Origin of the sequence: Actinomyces provencensis (assembly GCF_900155435.1) — a bacterium.
GTDB lineage: Bacteria > Actinomycetota > Actinomycetes > Actinomycetales > Actinomycetaceae > Pauljensenia > Pauljensenia provencensis.
Genome location: NZ_LT700212.1, coordinates 2,594,274 through 2,610,115, shown reverse-complemented (window position 1 = coordinate 2,610,115; position 15,842 = coordinate 2,594,274). Strand labels below are relative to the sequence as shown.

The following is a 15,842-nucleotide window of genomic DNA, read 5'->3' as shown; positions in this document are numbered from 1 at the left end:
ACGGACCGGCGAGCGGAGACATTGCAACAGGTGAGGATGCGGGTGAGGGATCGCCACACCAGAGCGTGTTCCTTGATGGTCGCACCGTAGAGGTGGCAGGAAAGAACGGCGAGGGGGTCTGTGGCAACTCCGTCGGATAAGACCCTGAGCAATGCGGTGTGACGGTGGACGGCGAGCAGTATGCAGACAGAACACTTGAAGCCTCAGTTTGTGGGTACGTCGTACGAGCATCATCCTGTCGGATCGATCGCCAACGTCAGTCGCACGAACTACAGCGTGCTGTCGAACCTGGGCGACGGTGATCTCCTCATCCGGTCCGAAAAGGCGGTTCCCGCCGCTGGACGTCCCACCGATGCTTGGTGTCTCATCACACCAGACGCGCAGATGGCCGAGACACTTGTTCGCGAGGTCAACGGTGTGGATCCTTGGACGATCTTCGGCGCTTGGGTCGACCACAGTGACCGCGGGACCTTCTACGGGAGTGGTGGGACGTGGTACGCCCAAGATGGGCAGGTCCTGCGAGTCCTTCCGTCGGAGTTGGGGTTCCCCGTCGGCTCTTGCCCGAAGGGGTCGTCTTCGGAGCCACGATTGACCAGTACATCGCATATGACTTCGCTGAGGACAAGACGGCCGTGCTGCCTGAACCAGACCATCCGATCGCGCGGGTCAACGGTTGGACCCTGTGGGAGTCAGGCATGCTCCAGCCGTCGGGGGAGGACCTGCGCGAGGTGCTGCCGGAGTTCTCCTGATCGGATCCCCTCAGCGGTGATCACGTGGGTTCGCGAGCTGGTGCACATTCATGTACAGCTCGAACGCCAGGCGGTTGAGGAACAGGTAGATGACCCATTCCAGCGGTCCGGCGACGATCCCGAAGAACATGAGCATGAGGCCGAGCCCCGGAGAAATGTTGAGCAGCTTGAACCCGGCGATGACGGGGAACAGGAAGAGTGCCAGAGCGGCGAGGCCATTGAAGAGCCACAGGGCCCGGGATGCCAACGGGAGCAGTCGTGGCGTCATGGGCACGGAGAAGTCGTCCCGGACGATCTCCCGGACCAGGTCTGTCGTCACTGAAGAGGTGGAGGCTGCACGCGGTTGCGCGGGGCTGTGCGGCAGGGGAACGCTCTCGGGCCAGGAAGCTACGGGCGAGGGGCCCGTCGGTGTGGAGGCCTCCGGGGGGAGGGGAACTGTATCCGGTGAACCTGCTGGGGTGGGAACCTTCGTGGCCCCCGGCAGGTCTCCGGTGCGTGCAGGGAAGTCCGTGGCGATTGCGGGGGAGGCCTCCTTCCCCACACCCGGGGCCGTCAGCGGAGCCGCCGCAGCCTCGTGGTCCCGTCCGTTCGCCAGTGGTGAGATGTCAGCCGCGTCGGGTCCCGGAGGGATGGAACCCGCGCGGGTCTGCTCGAGCAGCCACTCACGGAGGTTGGTCGACAAGCCCGGGTGCGTCAGGACTGCCTCACGAAACTGGGGGAAGCGCATGTAGACCTCGGCCAACTGCGCCGCCGACGGGGAAGGTGTCGCGAGTACCTGTGCTGCCTCTGCCTGGTCCATGTGGTTCATCCTCCTGATTCGCGGTCCCTTCTCCACCAAGGCAACGACGCGACACGCCATTCGCGCAATGGGGAGCACTACCCATCGAGGACCCGCCGGGAGGCCTGGCTGCCAGCCGCGGTCCTCCGCCCTGTCAGGAGCGGGGCGGGACGTGGACGGTCAGGAAACGGGGTGGGTCGTCCCGTTGAGGGAGATGAGGGTCTGTCCAACCGGAGGCACGTACTGATCCCCGCCGCTGTCGACCGATGATCCGCCGGGGCTGGCGTTGGGGAGCATCCCCCATGCGGACCTCCCGAACAGTGGGGTCCACACTTGCTGGACGGGCACCGTGCATCCTCGGCTAGCATGACCATGGGTCTTCACGGAGGGCCACAAGTCGGGTGCGACCGTTTGACAGTCATGACGGAACCGACCCTGGGTGGGTGGGGCGCGAGGAGGGCGATCGTGACCGAGGACGAACATCAGCATGCCGTCGCCATGCAGGCGGACTGGCGGGCCGCATGTGACCCGGCGACTCCCCTTGCGCTCCTCGCCACGATCGTGGAGTACCGCCCGGACCTGCGAGCACACGTGGCCTCGAACCCGTCGGCCTATCCAGAACTGCTGTCATGGCTGTCGATGCTCGGGGACCCCGCAGTGGATGCGGCGTTGGCCGCCCGGGGCGGGAGCGCTTCAACGGTCGCACCTCCCGTCACGACCTCGGAGGCGCCCGGGACCCGAGTGGTTCCCGATGGGCGACACCTGGGCGTCGACACTGCAGATCCGGCGCACGTCGGTCCCGCGGTCCCGCCCTCGTCCGCTCCCGGTACGACCTCACAGCTTCGTGTGTTCACCCCAGGGGTGGTGGCCGCAGCGATCCTCGTCCTCGTCCTCGGTGGTGCGACTGGGTGGGCGCTCGCGGCCGCCCGGAGCACATCCCAGACCTCGTCGGACCCAGCCGCCACCAGCACCCCTGGGTCGGACGGCGCTGTGACCGGAAGTGGGGCGACACCGCAGGGAAGCGAGACGGACTACGTGACGAAGTGCGGGACGCCTCCGACGTTCACTCCCGAGCAGGTGGTGGACGAGGACGGGGCGCTGGAGGTGGTCGTGGTCGTCCGGGCGACGTGCCCCTCGGGGGATGTCCTGAGCGGACCCGACAACCAGGTCGTCGTCAACGGTCCCTCCTCGGCCAGCGGGTCCGGCAGTGCTGATGCGGTCGTCGCCGCAGGGACGTTCGACTTCTCCGACGACCCGCTGTACGTCCCAGAGTCAGGAGTCCGTCTCACGCTCACCTTCGGTGAGGGCCATTTCTTCCGCACGGCACGCGACATCGACGTCACGACGGTCCTCGTCCAGTGCACACCGGATCCGTCCACCGCGCCCACGGGGGTGACGGCCGACCCCGGCAGTGGCTCCGGGGCCGCTGCGGGACCCTCGTCGGGGGCCGTGGTGACGACGTCCTCCGGCGCCGTCACCACGGACTCCGAACAGGACTCCGCCGACGCCCTGCGGTGGCAGGCGGACCACGACAGGCCCAGCGTCCTGGGCACGCTCGACGGGAAGTGGACGCCACAGTTGTCCTCGAAGAAGCCGGGCCTCGTCGCGGACGGCAGGACATGGGACAACACGTCGACACTGGCGGAGTTCCTCCGACTGCGCCAGAGGTATCCGGACACCCTGCTCCTCAACAGTGACGAGTGGTCCGTGTTCGACGCAGGCGGTCACTGGTGGGTGACGATCGCGGGCGTGCCCTTCGACACCGCTGCGGAGGCCAACTCCTGGTGCGACGAACAGGGTCTGGACGGCGAGCACTGCTATGCCAAGTACATCGACCCCGGCGGCACGCCGGAGCACACCACCGAGCACCGCTGAGAACGATGGGGTGGGAGTGATTCAGAACCCCTCGATGCGGTCATCCGCCAGGAACGCGCCGTGCCCGGTGGTGCTGTCCCAACAGGTCATGCCCGCCTCGTCACTCGCGCAGGCGAAGCGCCCGTGACGGACCACATGCCCGTACGCGACGACCTGCGGGGCCACCGGCGCCTGCCCTTCTGCGGCCAGCATGTAGCCGGGGGCGCCGCCATTGGAGGTGACCTCGGGGACGTCCTGTCCGTCGAAGCCGATGAACCACCGGGTGCCGAGCGGATCACTGCCGAGGCTGCCGTCCTGCAGGAGGGAGGCGACCCCGCAGCCCACTGACTCGTCCGTGAGGTCACACCCGATGTTCCCGGAAGGGGAGATGATGAGTGCGGTCCTGGTGCCGTGGTCGCCGTCCCAGACGGCAGTGATGTCCTCCGCTTCCGGGGGGAGCGGTCCGCCTGCGTCCGCGTGGGCACCCTCCACGGGAGGGGAGGGAGAGGAGGACGCCGCTCCATCGGGTGCTGACGAGGTCGAGGGTTCCGTCGCGGCGTCCGAACCTGAGGACGTGGGCCCCCACCCCGTGAGAGCGGTCCCGCCCTCGTCGACGGTGACGAGAAGGTCGGGTCGGACCAGCGTCGCCGCGGCCAGTGGTCCGGACACCCAGCTGATGGCGCGGTCCGCGGTGTCGAGGACGACCACCCGGCTGGCACTTCCGCGCGAAGGGGCGAAGAAGGCGAGGGCACTCGAGCCGTCGTCGGAGACGCTCGCGTCCGACCAGTTCGTGAAGCCACAGGAACCTCCGTCCTCTGCGGAAGGCATCAGCCAACCGTCCAGGCTGGGGGGCAGGTCCACATCGGTTCCGTTGATCGTGACACCGGGGCACTCGTCTCCCACGGGGGCGGTGGGAGCGACGACGACGGCACCGGCCGGGGGCGCTGTGGTCTCCGTGGAACGGGAGAGCATGTCCGCAGTCGTGGCCAGTCCACCGGGGGAGACGACGAAGGCACGCCCGGCTTGCGACGGTGCCAGAGGACGCACCCCGTCCACCTGCCGTCCGTGTGAGTCCCAGGCCGCGATCGATTCGTAGTCCGAGCTGTACGCGATCCATCCGTCCCTCATGGGCCGCAGGACACTGTTGGACCCGACCGCCAGCTCCCAGTCGATGCCGGTTGTGTCCAGTGAGGAGAGTTCTCCGGTGGTGGCATCGAGGAGTTGGGCGCTGGGGCCTCCTGGGAGCACAGGGACGATGACGTGTCCGTCCTCCGCCCGGATGAGGGCGCCGACCCCACTGACAGGACCGAACAGTTCCTGTTCCCACGTCTTGTTCCCCTCCGCATCCCACGCTGCGCACTGGTTGCCGTCCGAGCAGGTGAGCAGTATGTCCTTCGGAAGCACCAGGAGGATGTCGTGAGTGTCGACGGAGGGGGTGGGGAAGGTGGCGTCATCGATGGGGAGGACCTGCTCGGAGAGGACGAAGTGGTCTCCCCACCATCCGGCCAGGCCTTGGCTGTCAGAGCTGCCACCGGAGGAGACCGCCTGGTCCCACAGGGTGACGGGAGGTTGGTCGGCTGAGGTGAGGGCAAGACCGGTCACCCGCATCTCCTCGCCGGAGATCGCCTGGATGACGGCCACCCGGGTGGGTGTCGTCACCAGCTCCACGTAGGTGCCCGTGTCGCTGGCCACGGAAGTGGGGTCCAGCGGGATGCTCCACAGCTCGGTCACGCCGTTCGTCCACGCTGACGAGGGCGTCGCCATGGTGGAGTAGGGCTCGGGAGCCTGGTGCAGGAGCCCCCACGCGCCTGCTCCTCCGAGGCCGCCGACGAGGAACGCAGTGACCAGCAGTATCGCGATCCTCGCCCGCCGTCCGCGTGGCTGCGCAGCTCCGGGCAGCGGAGCAGGGGCGTCAGGGTCTGCGGAGCCCATGGAGGGAGCAGCGCCCATCCCGGCGGGGGACAGCGGACCTGACCGAACTCCCAGTTCGGGCATGGACTGGTACCGGGGCTGGTCGGCAGGGTGGTCCATGGGGTCCTCTCGAAGTTCGGCCCGCTCCGGTCAGTCTGGGCGTCGGCATGGGCATGCGTGATCATCCTCGCGAGTCCTCACCTGCCCCGGAATGGGGATCTGTCCCCATTGTCAACCCGCGCAGCTCTCCGGACCATGGATCCCATCAGATGTTGGAGGTGTCCCGCCAGGTCGGGACCACGAGCACGCCCGGTCCGGGCGGGGAAGAGGGAAGCATGGGGAGGGGACTTCTGGTGGCAGCCGCGTCCGCGCTGCTCATCGCGGCGTTGGCAGGATGCTCGTCGGCCAAGGCCATGACATGTTCGGAGTACGGCTCCAAGGACAGCTCGGGAAGGACGGCGGCAGTGATGAGTCTGATCCGGGCACACGATCTCGAACCGACGTCCAGCGCCTACGGGACCGCGATGGTTGCCGTCGATGTCGACGGGTTCTGCGGCATCACACTCGTCGACGGGCAGGCCACGCAGAACCAGGACAGTGCCATTGACGAGGGCGTGAACTGGTCGGAGTACGGCGACTGAGTGGGCGTGCGGGGGAAGTCGCTGGCATGGGCGGGAGGACCAGCCGTTGGGAGGTTGCAGACGGTGCGCCCCACGGCCTTGGCATGGCCGTTCACTCAGTCGGCTGGCTGTTCACCGAGGGCTGCGGACGGGTGCTGCTGGTGGTCGCCCGTCATGGACCCGTGTCGGCCACCGTGGTCGCCGGGTGCCAATGTGTCCTGGTCGTCAAGACGTCAGCATTGCCCACTGAGGAGCCGCGTGGCGCGGACGTCGAGGCAGTGCGCAGGCCGGGCCGTGGTGCGACGTCGGGTCGGGTCGGGCCTTCCGGACGATCATGTGTGTCCGCCGTCAACCCAGGTCGGCCCGAGCTCCAGCCCTCGTGAGCTTCCGTGCGCGCCGGATCTGGCCCACCCAGTCGACCCCCAGCACCACCAGCGCCACCCACACGATGGCAGTGCCCGCCCAGCGCGCGGGCTCCATGGTCTCGTGGAAGACGAAGAGCCCGATGAGGAGCTGCATGATCGGGGCGACGTACTGGATGAGCCCGAGGATCCCCAGCGGCAGGCCCTGGGCGGCCTTGGCGAACATGATGAGCGGCACCATCGTGAGGAAACCGGCTCCGACCAGCAGTGCGAGGTGCCATCCCCAGGCGGTGCCGCCGTCGCGCGCGAGGTCGTGGAACGAGGTCTGGCCGTTGACGACGAGGTGGACGTAGTAGCCGAGCAGCAGCGGACTGACGGCAGCGGTCTCGATGGCCATCCCCTCCAGCGGGCCCACGCGGGGGGCGACGTCCTTCTTCACCAGGGCGTAGAGACCGAAGGAGATCGCCAGGGTGAGGGACACCCAGGGAAGACGGCCCAGGCCGATCACCAGGACCACGACCGCGAGCACGCCCAGTCCCACGGCGACCTTCTGTGGTGTGGAGATGCGCTCGCGCAGGACGACCAGGCCGAGCGCGACGGTGACCAAGGGGTTGATGAAGTAGCCCAACGCCGCGTCCACGGTGTGCCCGCTCTGCACGGCGAAGACGTAGACCGTCCAGTTCACCACGATGAGCGCACCGGCCAGGGAGAGCCTCCACAACACCTCGCGGTCCCGCACGGCCCTCCACAGGCTGGGGAGGCGGTGGAGGAGCGCCAGCAGGACCAGGCAGAAGACCAGCCCCCACACCGCGCGGTGGACGATGACCTCCAGCGGTCCGGCAGGTGTCAGTGCGTGGAAGTAGAGGGGGAAGAATCCCCAGATCAGGTAGCAGGACAGACCCAACCCCAGGGAGGTGGGGTCGATGTCCTGCGGGTCCCGTCGAGTCGTGGGGGATGCCGAGCCCACGGCCGTCCCGGTTGCGTCGGGGGGCTCGGGTGATCCCTGGTGCGGATCGACAGGGGCATGGCTCATCGCTGCAGGTTATCCTCGCCCACCCACCCCGGGGCACGGGAGGATCGCCCATCGGACGCCACGCCCGTCCCCCTGCCGTGACGCGGGGAGCTCCGGACCTCCGCCACTGCCACATGCAGGTGTCCACCGCGGACACCGCCAGCAGACCGTCCTGTGGTCGGACCGCGGATTGGTCCGGGACGTGCGGCGTGTGTGAGACTGGCGCGCAGGTGGCCACGGGCGTGACCAGTCGGGCATTGAGGACCTCCGGGTCCGATGGAGGCATCACGATGGCATCTCCCCTCAGGGGCGCGTCACAGGGTTCGGTTCCCGACGACGAGGCCCTCCCTTCCCTGGTCGGGTCGACCCCCGCATCGGGTCCTCACCGCAGGCTCATCTTCCTGGCGCTCGCAGCCACGATGGGATCCCTCCTGTTCGGGTACGACACGGGGGTCATCGCCGGGGCCCTGCCCTACATGTACCTCCCACAGGCAGCGGGCGGTCTCGCCCTCGATGCCGTGTCCGAGGGGATCGTGACCTCGGTCCTCGCACTGGGGGCAGCGCTCGGCGCCCTCATCGGAGGACACGTCACCGACCGTATCGGGCGGCGGGGCAACCTCCTCGTGCTGGCCTTGGTCTTCGTCGTGGGGACCGTCGGGTGCGCGCTCTCCCCGAACCTGGCAATCCTGTGCGTCTTCCGCCTGGTGCTCGGCTGGGCGGTGGGTGGCGCGTCCTCGACCGTGCCGCTCTACCTGTCCGAGACCGCGCCGAAGCGTGTGCGCGGACCGCTCGTGGCGCTCGACCAGTTCATGATCGTCTTCGGCCAGCTGCTGGCGGTGTCCATGAACGCGGTCGTGGCGCGCATCCACTCCGGACCCGAGGTCGTCGTCTCCCAGGATCCCAGCGGGGCCCACGCAGCGGGGGAGGTCCTGTCCTGGGACACCGCGTCCTCGATCGTGGGACTGGTGGTGTCCGGCGGCAACGGGCAGGCGTGGCGCTGGATGCTGGTGCTGGCGACCGTTCCCGCGATCGCCCTGTGGTTGGGCATGAGGCTCATGCCGGAGTCGCCGCGGTGGCTGGGGGCCAACGAGCGCTTCCTCGAGGCCATCGGCGCACTCAAGCAGGTGCGCGAGGACGATGACGAGGTCCTCACCGAGGTCCGTGAGATGGCCGATCTCCGCAGGGGGACCACCGGGGGCGCGACCGGGGACTGGACGCTCAGGCGCGTGTGGCGTGTGCGCTGGACGCGCAGGGTCCTCCTCATCGGTATCCTGCTCGCCTCCTTCGACCAGTTCACGGGCATCAACACCGCCATGTGGTACATGCCCAAGATCCTCCACGCTGCCGGGTTCGGCACGGAGGACGCGATCACGTTGAACGTCGTCACCGGGTTGGTGGCGACCATCGGTGCAGCTGTCGGGCTCTGGGTGGTCGCGCGCTTCCAGAGGCGCCACGTCGGGATGTACCAGGCTGCTGGCATCGTGTTCTCGCTGCTGGCACTGGCAGCACTGTTCACGCAGGTCGCAGGGGCCGACGGGCGGGAGTTCGAGGGCGTCCAGGTCTGGGTCCCCTGGGCGATCCTCGTGGTGATCAGCGTCTTCGTGTTCTTCAAGCAGTCGGGCACGGTGCACTGGGTGCTCCTGTCCGAGATCTTCCCCGCCGCGATCCGGGGGGCGTCCCAAGGAGTCGCGGTCTGTGCGAACTGGCTGCTCAACGGTGTCGTCGCGCTGACGTTCCCGCTGATGCTGCAGAACCTGGGGGGCACGCGCACCTATCTGGTCTTCGCCGGACTGAACGTCCTGGCCTTCCTGTTCTACTGGAAGCTGGTCCCGGAGACGAAGGGACTCTCACTGGAAGAGGTCGAGGGTCAGCTCGAAGGGGCAGTCACCGACGCCTGAGCGGATGGCTCGGGGTCCACGACGGTGAGGACGCTCCGGCGCGGTCACGGGGGCACCCGGACGCGGGGGCCGGGTGTGCGGCGGTCATCTGCCCGAGGACAGGGGAAGGGCCCGGGACCATTGGTCCCGGGCCCTTCCCACCGAACTCACCGGCTCACGCCGGTGGACGACAGGATCTCAGATCTTGGCGATGTGCTCGGCCTGCAGGCCCTTGGGGCCCTGGGTGATCTCGAACTCGACCTTCTCGCCCTCGTCGAGGGAGCGGAAGCCCTTGGCCTCGATGTTGGAGAAGTGAGCGAAGACGTCGGCGGAACCATCATCAGGGGTGATGAATCCGTAGCCCTTGTCAGCGTTGAACCATTTGACGACACCAGTGGTCATTGAAGCGCTTTCCTTACTGGAAGCCCCGCGCAGGGGATGGGACCCGACCCCGGTCGGGATCGGTATAGTCACGCACTCTCCTGCAACCACCACGGAATCGCATGTACTGCAATGAAGCTGTGAAACTACGTCTACTAGGGTAGCTCTTCGACCGCCCTCCGCAGAGGGAGTCATGTCACAGCTCGGTATCGATTTCTCCACGCGCCCCGCGCTCAGAAGACGACCAGGCCTGCCACGTAGCTGATCAGCATGCTCGCGACGCCGATGCCCACGGTGCGCACCAGGGCCCGCACGACACTGCCCCCCGTGGACAGGGCGATGAGCACGGAGGTGACGCACAGGGACAGGATGACCGCGACGAACAGCGCCCGCGTCTCCCAGGCAGCCGGGTGGAGGAGCAGCACGGTCAGGGGCAGCGTCGAGCCCAGGGCGTGGCCGAGGGCCGAGCGTGCCCCGCTGGAGTAGGGGGCCGTGCGCGACATGGGCTCGCGGATCCCGTACTCCTGGTCCAGTTGGGCTCCCAACGGGTCGTGCTCGTGCATGTCCCCCGCGACCTCGCGCGCGAGGTCGCGGGGGACGCCGCGGTCCACGAAACGGGTCGTGAGCTCCTCGATCTCAGCTGCGGGATCCGCATCGAGGGAGGCCGCCTCCTCGGCGATGAGGCGCAGCTGTGCGTCACGTTCCGCGGACTCCTGGGCGTAGGTGGTGCCGAACTGGGCCAGCGATCCCGCAATCATGGTGGCGACGGAGGCGACGAGGAGCAGGTGGCTGGTGCCCCCGGCCCCCGAGAACCCCTGGAGGACACCCGCCGTGCCGATGATCCCGTCATTGGCGTCCGCGCACAGCTGGCGCACCCATCCACTGCGCAGACGCCCGCCGCGCAGGCGGCCGCTGCGTGGGGCCATCCGCTTCCCGTGACGCGTGCCGCGCGGAGCATCCATGTCGGCGAGTCCAGGCAGTCGCGTTCGCCGTGCGGGTCCGCTTCCGCACGGTGTGTGTCGACGGGGCGGACTCCCGCAGGGGAAGCGCCCCGCCGCCCGCAACACCCGCGGCGAGGGCCCCGGACCCGGTAGAATCGCAGGTGGGAACCACCCACGTCACCCCGAGCGAGAGGTGTGCCACTCCGTGCCACCACCACCCGCCCCACCGGCCGGGCGCATCCGGCGCCGCGACAGGGTGCGCAGGCACCTGCACTCCCGCCGCCCCCGCCCGCGCGTGGTCATCGGGCTGCTGGGCGCCGCACTCGCCCTCCTCGGCGGACTGGTCATGGACGTCCCCGGTCTGGAACCCCAGGGCGAACGCATGCTCGGGATCTTCCTGGCGGCCATCGTCCTGTAGGTGACCGAGGCGATCCCGCTGGTGGCGACCTCCATGGGCGTCATCCTGGCGGAGGTCCTCCTGATCTCCTCCGACGGACTCGTGGCCGTGCCCGAGGGGTCCGCCGCGGCCTCGGAGTACTTCGGGGCGCTGGCCAGTCCGGTCATCATCCTCTTCCTCGGCGGGTTCATGATCGCCGACGGCGCCGGCAAGTTCGACGTCGGGCGTGCCATGTCCGCGCGCCTCCTGCGTCCCCTGGCGGGGCACCCCCGGCTCACGGTGCTCGGCATCATGGGCATCACCGCCGTCCTCGGCATGATCATGTCGAACACGGCCACCACCGCCACGATGTTCGCCGTGATGATCCCCGTCATCCACGCCCTGCCCGACCCCCGTGCGCGTACGGGTGGGGCCCTGGCGATCCCCGTGGCCGCCAGCGTGGGCGGGATGGCCACACCCGTGGGCACGCCCCCCAACGCCATCGCCCTGGGGGTCCTCCAGCAGGCAGGTGTGAGCCTGACCTTCTTCGACTGGGTCCTGCTCTCCCTGCCCCTGGTGCTGCTGCTCCTCCTCATCGCGTGGGTGTACATCTGCGTGCGCTACGTGCCGAGTTCCACGGTGTTCGACATCGACACCTCCGCCCGCTTCCAGACCTCACGCACGGCCATCGCCTTCTACGTCGTGGCGTTGGGGACCATCGCCCTGTGGATGAGCGAACCCCTCCACGGCATCCCCTCCTCGACCGTCGGCCTCATCGCGGTGGTGGCCCTGTTGTCGCTGAAGGTCATGGACGGCGATGACGTGAAGTCCCTGGACTGGCCCGTGCTCTGGCTCGTCGCCGGGGGCATCGCCCTGGGCGCGGGTGTGGGCCACACCGGCCTGGACCGCTGGATCATCGCCCTGGTCGACTGGGACGCCATCCCCGTCGTACTCGTCCTGCTGGTGCTGGCGGGTCTGGCCTGGGTCATCTCGAACTTCATCTCCTCCACCGCCGCGGCGAACCTCCTGGTGCCCATGGGTGTGGGGGTCGCCGCCAATGTGCCCAACTCCGCCGGTGAGGTGGCCATGGTCCTGGCGCTCGCCTGTTCCCTCGGCATGTGCCTGCCGATCTCGACGCCCCCCAACGCCATTGCCCACGCCACGGGCGTGGTCCCCACGGCCGCCATGGTGCGCATCGGGTTCCTGGTCGGGATCGTGGGCATCCTGCTGCNCCTCCTGCGTCCCCTGGCGGGGCACCCCCGGCTCACGGTGCTCGGCATCATGGGCATCACCGCCGTCCTCGGCATGATCATGTCGAACACGGCCACCACCGCCACGATGTTCGCCGTGATGATCCCCGTCATCCACGCCCTGCCCGACCCCCGTGCGCGTACGGGTGGGGCCCTGGCGATCCCCGTGGCCGCCAGCGTGGGCGGGATGGCCACACCCGTGGGCACGCCCCCCAACGCCATCGCCCTGGGGGTCCTCCAGCAGGCAGGTGTGAGCCTGACCTTCTTCGACTGGGTCCTGCTCTCCCTGCCCCTGGTGCTGCTGCTCCTCCTCATCGCGTGGGTGTACATCTGCGTGCGCTACGTGCCGAGTTCCACGGTGTTCGACATCGACACCTCCGCCCGCTTCCAGACCTCACGCACGGCCATCGCCTTCTACGTCGTGGCGTTGGGGACCATCGCCCTGTGGATGAGCGAACCCCTCCACGGCATCCCCTCCTCGACCGTCGGCCTCATCGCGGTGGTGGCCCTGTTGTCGCTGAAGGTCATGGACGGCGATGACGTGAAGTCCCTGGACTGGCCCGTGCTCTGGCTCGTCGCCGGGGGCATCGCCCTGGGCGCGGGTGTGGGCCACACCGGCCTGGACCGCTGGATCATCGCCCTGGTCGACTGGGACGCCATCCCCGTCGTACTCGTCCTGCTGGTGCTGGCGGGTCTGGCCTGGGTCATCTCGAACTTCATCTCCTCCACCGCCGCGGCGAACCTCCTGGTGCCCATGGGTGTGGGGGTCGCCGCCAATGTGCCCAACTCCGCCGGTGAGGTGGCCATGGTCCTGGCGCTCGCCTGTTCCCTCGGCATGTGCCTGCCGATCTCGACGCCCCCCAACGCCATTGCCCACGCCACGGGCGTGGTCCCCACGGCCGCCATGGTGCGCATCGGGTTCCTGGTCGGGATCGTGGGCATCCTGCTGCTCTCCTTCGTCGTCCCGCACCTGTGGGCAGTGGTGGGGGTACTGGGATGAGCACCTGGCCCGCACTGCGCTGGGTGCGCCAGACCCTGGCCCCCGAGGATGCGGCGCCACCGCCGGGCGCGGATGCGGGGGCGGGGGCGGGAACACCGCCGGCCACCCACCCGACGGGGGGACCGGGCGCACCCGGAGGGGGAGGCTCCGACCCGGTCGTCGACCCCGTGGTGCTGGTGGTGGGGGACGGGTCGCGCGGCCTCGCGCCGCGGGTGCGCGGACAGGTCGAGGGCGGCCTGCCCCGACTGCGCGTGGAGGGTTTGGACGCGCCCCCCAGCGGCCCCGAACTCGATGCGGCCCTCGGTGCCACCGGCGTGCCCGTCTTGGTCGTGCTCACCAATGAGGTCACCGACATCGGGGCCGCCGTCGCCGCGGGAGCGCTGGACCCGCGCCTGGCGGACCTGGGGTGGATCCTCGTCACCGACCCCGAGGAGCACCGCGACCTCGCCCCCGTCATCCCCTCGATCCGCTTCCGCTCCGTCCTCTCCCTGGACCACGGTCCCCGCGTCCTGCTCGAGGAGGTCGCCGACGCCGCGGGCCCACGCCTGCGGGCGCTCGGCATCGACGAGGGCGACCTCGCGACGTTCCTGGGTCCGCGGGCCGGGGTGACCGGGGGGACACCCGTCATCCAGGGCCTGGACCGGGAGGACTCCCGGTCCGTCGAGATCCTGTTGCGGGGGATCCGGGAGGTCCTGGGGCCCTGCCCCCGCATCATCCTCCCCGCCGGCACCGTGCTCACCCGCCAGGACGAGCTGGTGGGCGCCGTGCACCTGCTGCTCTCGGGTGGGGTGGCGCTGCGGCGTGACGCGGAGCGTGCCACCGTCCTGCTCCACCGTGCCACCACCGGGCCCATCATCGGCCTCGTCTCCCTGGTGCGCGGTCAGCGCGCCTACTTCACGGCCACGACCACCGTCCCCACCGTCGTGGTGCGCCTGTCCCACGACCAGCTCGCACGGGTCGTGCGCGAGGACTCGGAGAGCGCCGAGGCCCTCACGGTCCTCACCATCCACTCCCTCACGCGCCGCCTCGTGCGCGCCGAGGAGCTCCACGTCGAGAAGGGCATGCTGGCCGCGGACCTGGAGGCGGACCGGGCAGAGCTTGCCCAGGCGCTGGAGGACCTGCGCAGCACACGTGCCGAACTCGTGGAGCGCACCCGCTTCGCCATGCTCGGCGAACTCTCCGCCGGCGTCGCCCACGAGCTCAACAACCCGCTCAGCGCCATGACGCGCTCCACGGAGCACCTGCGCCGCGACGTGGTGAGGCTCCTGGGGCAGGGGGGCATGGACACCGCGGTGCGCGCCCTGCGCCGCACCCGTGAGGCACCGCCACGTTCCACGTCCGAGGAACGTGCCCTGCTCAAGGAACTGCTCGGCGCCACGGACGGCGACCGCGCAGCGGCGAGACGCATGCTGCGCCTGGGCGTCTCGGACGTCGGCACGGCGCGGGTGCTGCTCGCCAGTCCTGACGACGCCCTCAAGGAGGCGGAGCTGGGGGCACGCATCGGTTCCTCCCTGCGGTCCATCACGGCGGCCTCCCAACGGGTGACGGGACTGGCGCAGAGCCTGCGCTCCTACGCCCGCCCCGAGGGGGAGGCACTGGGTCCGGTGGACGTGCGCGCAAGTCTGGACGACGCCCTGCGCCTGACCTCGCACCGCCTGCACGGCATCCGGGTCGAGACCCGGTTCGGCGAGGTGCCCCCCGTGCTGGCGCGCTCCGGGTCCCTGGACCAGGTGTGGATGAACCTGCTGGTCAACGCCGCGGATGCCTTCGAGGACGAGCGCGAGGACCTTGCCCGGGCGGACGGGGCACCGGAGGGGGAGGGGCGGGCCCTGCCCGCACGGGGCACGGCCGCCCCGCGCATCGTCGTCGAAGTCGCCCACGAGGACGGGGCCGTGGTGGTCGAGGTGTCCGACAACGGCCCCGGCATCCCCGAGGGCCTGCGGGAGAGGATCTTCGAACCACACTTCACCACCCGCGCCGGACGGGTGAGGTACGGGTTGGGGATGGGGTTGTCCATCGTCTCCACGATCCTCACGGATGCGGGTGGGGGCATCGAGGTGGAGTCAGGGCCCGGTGCGACACGGGTGCGTGTCACGTTGGTCGCGGTCGACGAGGGGGAGGGGGAGTCATGACGTTGGTCGTACTGGTCCTTGAGGACGAGGTGGAGGTCCGCCACGCCCTGGAGCGGGACCTGGAGGTCTTCTGGCCGAAGGTCCACCTGGAGGAGGCCGAGGACGTCCCCGATGCGTGGGACGCGGTGGAGGCCGCTCTGGAGGACGGGGACGAACTGGCCGTGGTCCTCGCCGACCACCGGCTCCCGGGGCGCAGCGGGGTCGATTTCCTGGTGGAGGTCGCCGCGGACCCCCGGACCAGGAAGGCACGCACGATCCTGGTCACCGGCCAGGCCGGGCAGGCGGACACGGTGCGCGCACTCAACCAGGCGGGTCTGGACCACTACATCGCCAAGCCCTGGGACCCTGCGGACCTGGTGCAGGTCGTGCGTGACCAACTGACCACCTACGTGCTGGAGAACCACGTGGACCCCCTGCCCTACCTCAGTGTCCTCGACGAGGTCCGGGTCATGGAGCACCTGCGCCGCTCCTGACCGGCGTTGGAGTTCGAGCCCACTGCTCGCCTCCCCGGGGGGTGAACGATCGGAGAACGTGGGATGAACGACGCCCCCAGCCGCGCCTGACCGCCACCACAGGCCTGTCACAGGTCGCTCTGGCCC

General features: G+C 69.4%; 13 protein-coding genes. 8 read left to right on the top strand and 5 right to left on the bottom strand.

What is annotated here, in order from left to right; all coding sequences use genetic code 11:
• Positions 1-557: 557 nt before the first annotated feature.
• A complete protein-coding gene (locus BQ9890_RS11435) occupies positions 558-749 on the top strand; it encodes a hypothetical protein (protein WP_075891622.1) in 192 nt (63 codons plus the stop codon).
• 10 nt (positions 750-759) lie between these two features.
• Here the strand turns inward: BQ9890_RS11435 and BQ9890_RS11430 are convergent, their stop codons facing one another.
• Entirely contained in the window at positions 760-1,548 is a 789-nt protein-coding gene (locus BQ9890_RS11430) for a variant leucine-rich repeat-containing protein (RefSeq protein ID WP_143226325.1), read from the bottom strand.
• A gap of 444 nt (positions 1,549-1,992) precedes the next feature.
• On the opposite strand from BQ9890_RS11430, the gene BQ9890_RS11425 reads away from it, so the two are divergent.
• Positions 1,993-3,402 (top strand): variant leucine-rich repeat-containing protein, encoded by a 1,410-nt coding sequence (locus BQ9890_RS11425; protein WP_143226324.1) that lies wholly within the window; start codon positions 1,993-1,995, stop codon positions 3,400-3,402.
• A gap of 21 nt (positions 3,403-3,423) precedes the next feature.
• Here BQ9890_RS11425 and BQ9890_RS11420 read toward each other — a convergent pair whose 3' ends face one another.
• Positions 3,424-5,412: a hypothetical protein gene (locus tag BQ9890_RS11420; protein ID WP_075891616.1), complete on the bottom strand. Its 1,989-nt coding sequence runs from the start codon at positions 5,410-5,412 to the stop codon at positions 3,424-3,426.
• 215 nt (positions 5,413-5,627) lie between these two features.
• Here BQ9890_RS11420 and BQ9890_RS11415 point away from each other — a divergent pair, with 215 nt between their 5' ends.
• Positions 5,628-5,933 (top strand): hypothetical protein, encoded by a 306-nt coding sequence (locus tag BQ9890_RS11415; RefSeq protein WP_143226323.1) that lies wholly within the window; start codon positions 5,628-5,630, stop codon positions 5,931-5,933.
• 327 nt (positions 5,934-6,260) lie between these two features.
• Here BQ9890_RS11415 and rarD read toward each other — a convergent pair whose 3' ends face one another.
• Positions 6,261-7,307 (bottom strand): EamA family transporter RarD, encoded by a 1,047-nt coding sequence (gene rarD / locus BQ9890_RS11410; RefSeq protein WP_078062410.1) that lies wholly within the window; start codon positions 7,305-7,307, stop codon positions 6,261-6,263.
• Between the two features lie 269 nt (positions 7,308-7,576).
• Here rarD and BQ9890_RS11405 point away from each other — a divergent pair, with 269 nt between their 5' ends.
• Positions 7,577-9,184: an MFS transporter gene (locus BQ9890_RS11405; protein WP_075891612.1), complete on the top strand. Its 1,608-nt coding sequence runs from the start codon at positions 7,577-7,579 to the stop codon at positions 9,182-9,184.
• Positions 9,185-9,361: 177 nt separating this feature from the next.
• On the opposite strand, the gene BQ9890_RS11400 is transcribed toward BQ9890_RS11405, so the two are convergent.
• Together BQ9890_RS11400 and BQ9890_RS11395 are read right to left on the bottom strand one after the other, a co-directional pair.
• Positions 9,362-9,565 (bottom strand): cold-shock protein, encoded by a 204-nt coding sequence (locus BQ9890_RS11400; protein ID WP_043534772.1) that lies wholly within the window; start codon positions 9,563-9,565, stop codon positions 9,362-9,364.
• Between the two features lie 212 nt (positions 9,566-9,777).
• Positions 9,778-10,506, bottom strand: coding sequence for a VIT1/CCC1 transporter family protein (locus BQ9890_RS11395; RefSeq protein ID WP_078062409.1), 729 nt, complete (start codon positions 10,504-10,506; stop codon positions 9,778-9,780).
• Positions 10,507-10,690: 184 nt separating this feature from the next.
• Between BQ9890_RS11395 and BQ9890_RS16385 the strand changes: the two genes are divergently transcribed.
• The 4 genes from BQ9890_RS16385 (at position 10,691) to BQ9890_RS11375 (ending at position 15,716) form a co-directional block, all read left to right on the top strand.
• Positions 10,691-10,903 carry a hypothetical protein gene (locus BQ9890_RS16385; RefSeq protein ID WP_075891610.1) on the top strand — a complete coding sequence of 71 codons (213 nt, stop codon included), beginning with the start codon at positions 10,691-10,693 and terminating at the stop codon, positions 10,901-10,903.
• Positions 10,904-13,111 (top strand): SLC13 family permease, encoded by a 2,208-nt coding sequence (locus BQ9890_RS17055; RefSeq protein WP_075891608.1) that lies wholly within the window; start codon positions 10,904-10,906, stop codon positions 13,109-13,111.
• Positions 13,108-15,243 carry a sensor histidine kinase gene (locus BQ9890_RS11380; protein WP_078062408.1) on the top strand — a complete coding sequence of 712 codons (2,136 nt, stop codon included), beginning with the start codon at positions 13,108-13,110 and terminating at the stop codon, positions 15,241-15,243. Before BQ9890_RS17055 ends, BQ9890_RS11380 begins: the two co-directional genes overlap by 4 nt.
• On the top strand, positions 15,240-15,716 hold the full coding sequence (locus tag BQ9890_RS11375; protein WP_075891606.1) for a response regulator: 477 nt from the start codon (positions 15,240-15,242) through the stop codon (positions 15,714-15,716). The genes BQ9890_RS11380 and BQ9890_RS11375 overlap by 4 nt, the downstream gene beginning before the upstream one ends.
• Positions 15,717-15,842 lie beyond the last annotated feature (126 nt).

Bases quoted from the DNA above. Each gene is read 5' to 3' on its own strand.
- BQ9890_RS11430 (WP_143226325.1), bottom strand. From the start codon at position 1,548: ATGGACCAGGCAGAGGCAGCACAGGTACTCGCGACACCTTCCCCGTCG.
- BQ9890_RS11420 (WP_075891616.1), bottom strand. From the start codon at position 5,412: ATGGACCACCCTGCCGACCAGCCCCGGTACCAGTCCATGCCCGAACTG.
- BQ9890_RS11415 (WP_143226323.1), top strand. From the start codon at position 5,628: ATGGGGAGGGGACTTCTGGTGGCAGCCGCGTCCGCGCTGCTCATCGCG.
- rarD (WP_078062410.1), bottom strand. From the start codon at position 7,307: ATGAGCCATGCCCCTGTCGATCCGCACCAGGGATCACCCGAGCCCCCC.
- BQ9890_RS11405 (WP_075891612.1), top strand. From the start codon at position 7,577: ATGGCATCTCCCCTCAGGGGCGCGTCACAGGGTTCGGTTCCCGACGAC.
- BQ9890_RS11400 (WP_043534772.1), bottom strand. From the start codon at position 9,565: ATGACCACTGGTGTCGTCAAATGGTTCAACGCTGACAAGGGCTACGGA.
- BQ9890_RS11395 (WP_078062409.1), bottom strand. From the start codon at position 10,506: ATGGATGCTCCGCGCGGCACGCGTCACGGGAAGCGGATGGCCCCACGC.
- BQ9890_RS11380 (WP_078062408.1), top strand. From the start codon at position 13,108: ATGAGCACCTGGCCCGCACTGCGCTGGGTGCGCCAGACCCTGGCCCCC.
- BQ9890_RS11375 (WP_075891606.1), top strand. From the start codon at position 15,240: ATGACGTTGGTCGTACTGGTCCTTGAGGACGAGGTGGAGGTCCGCCAC.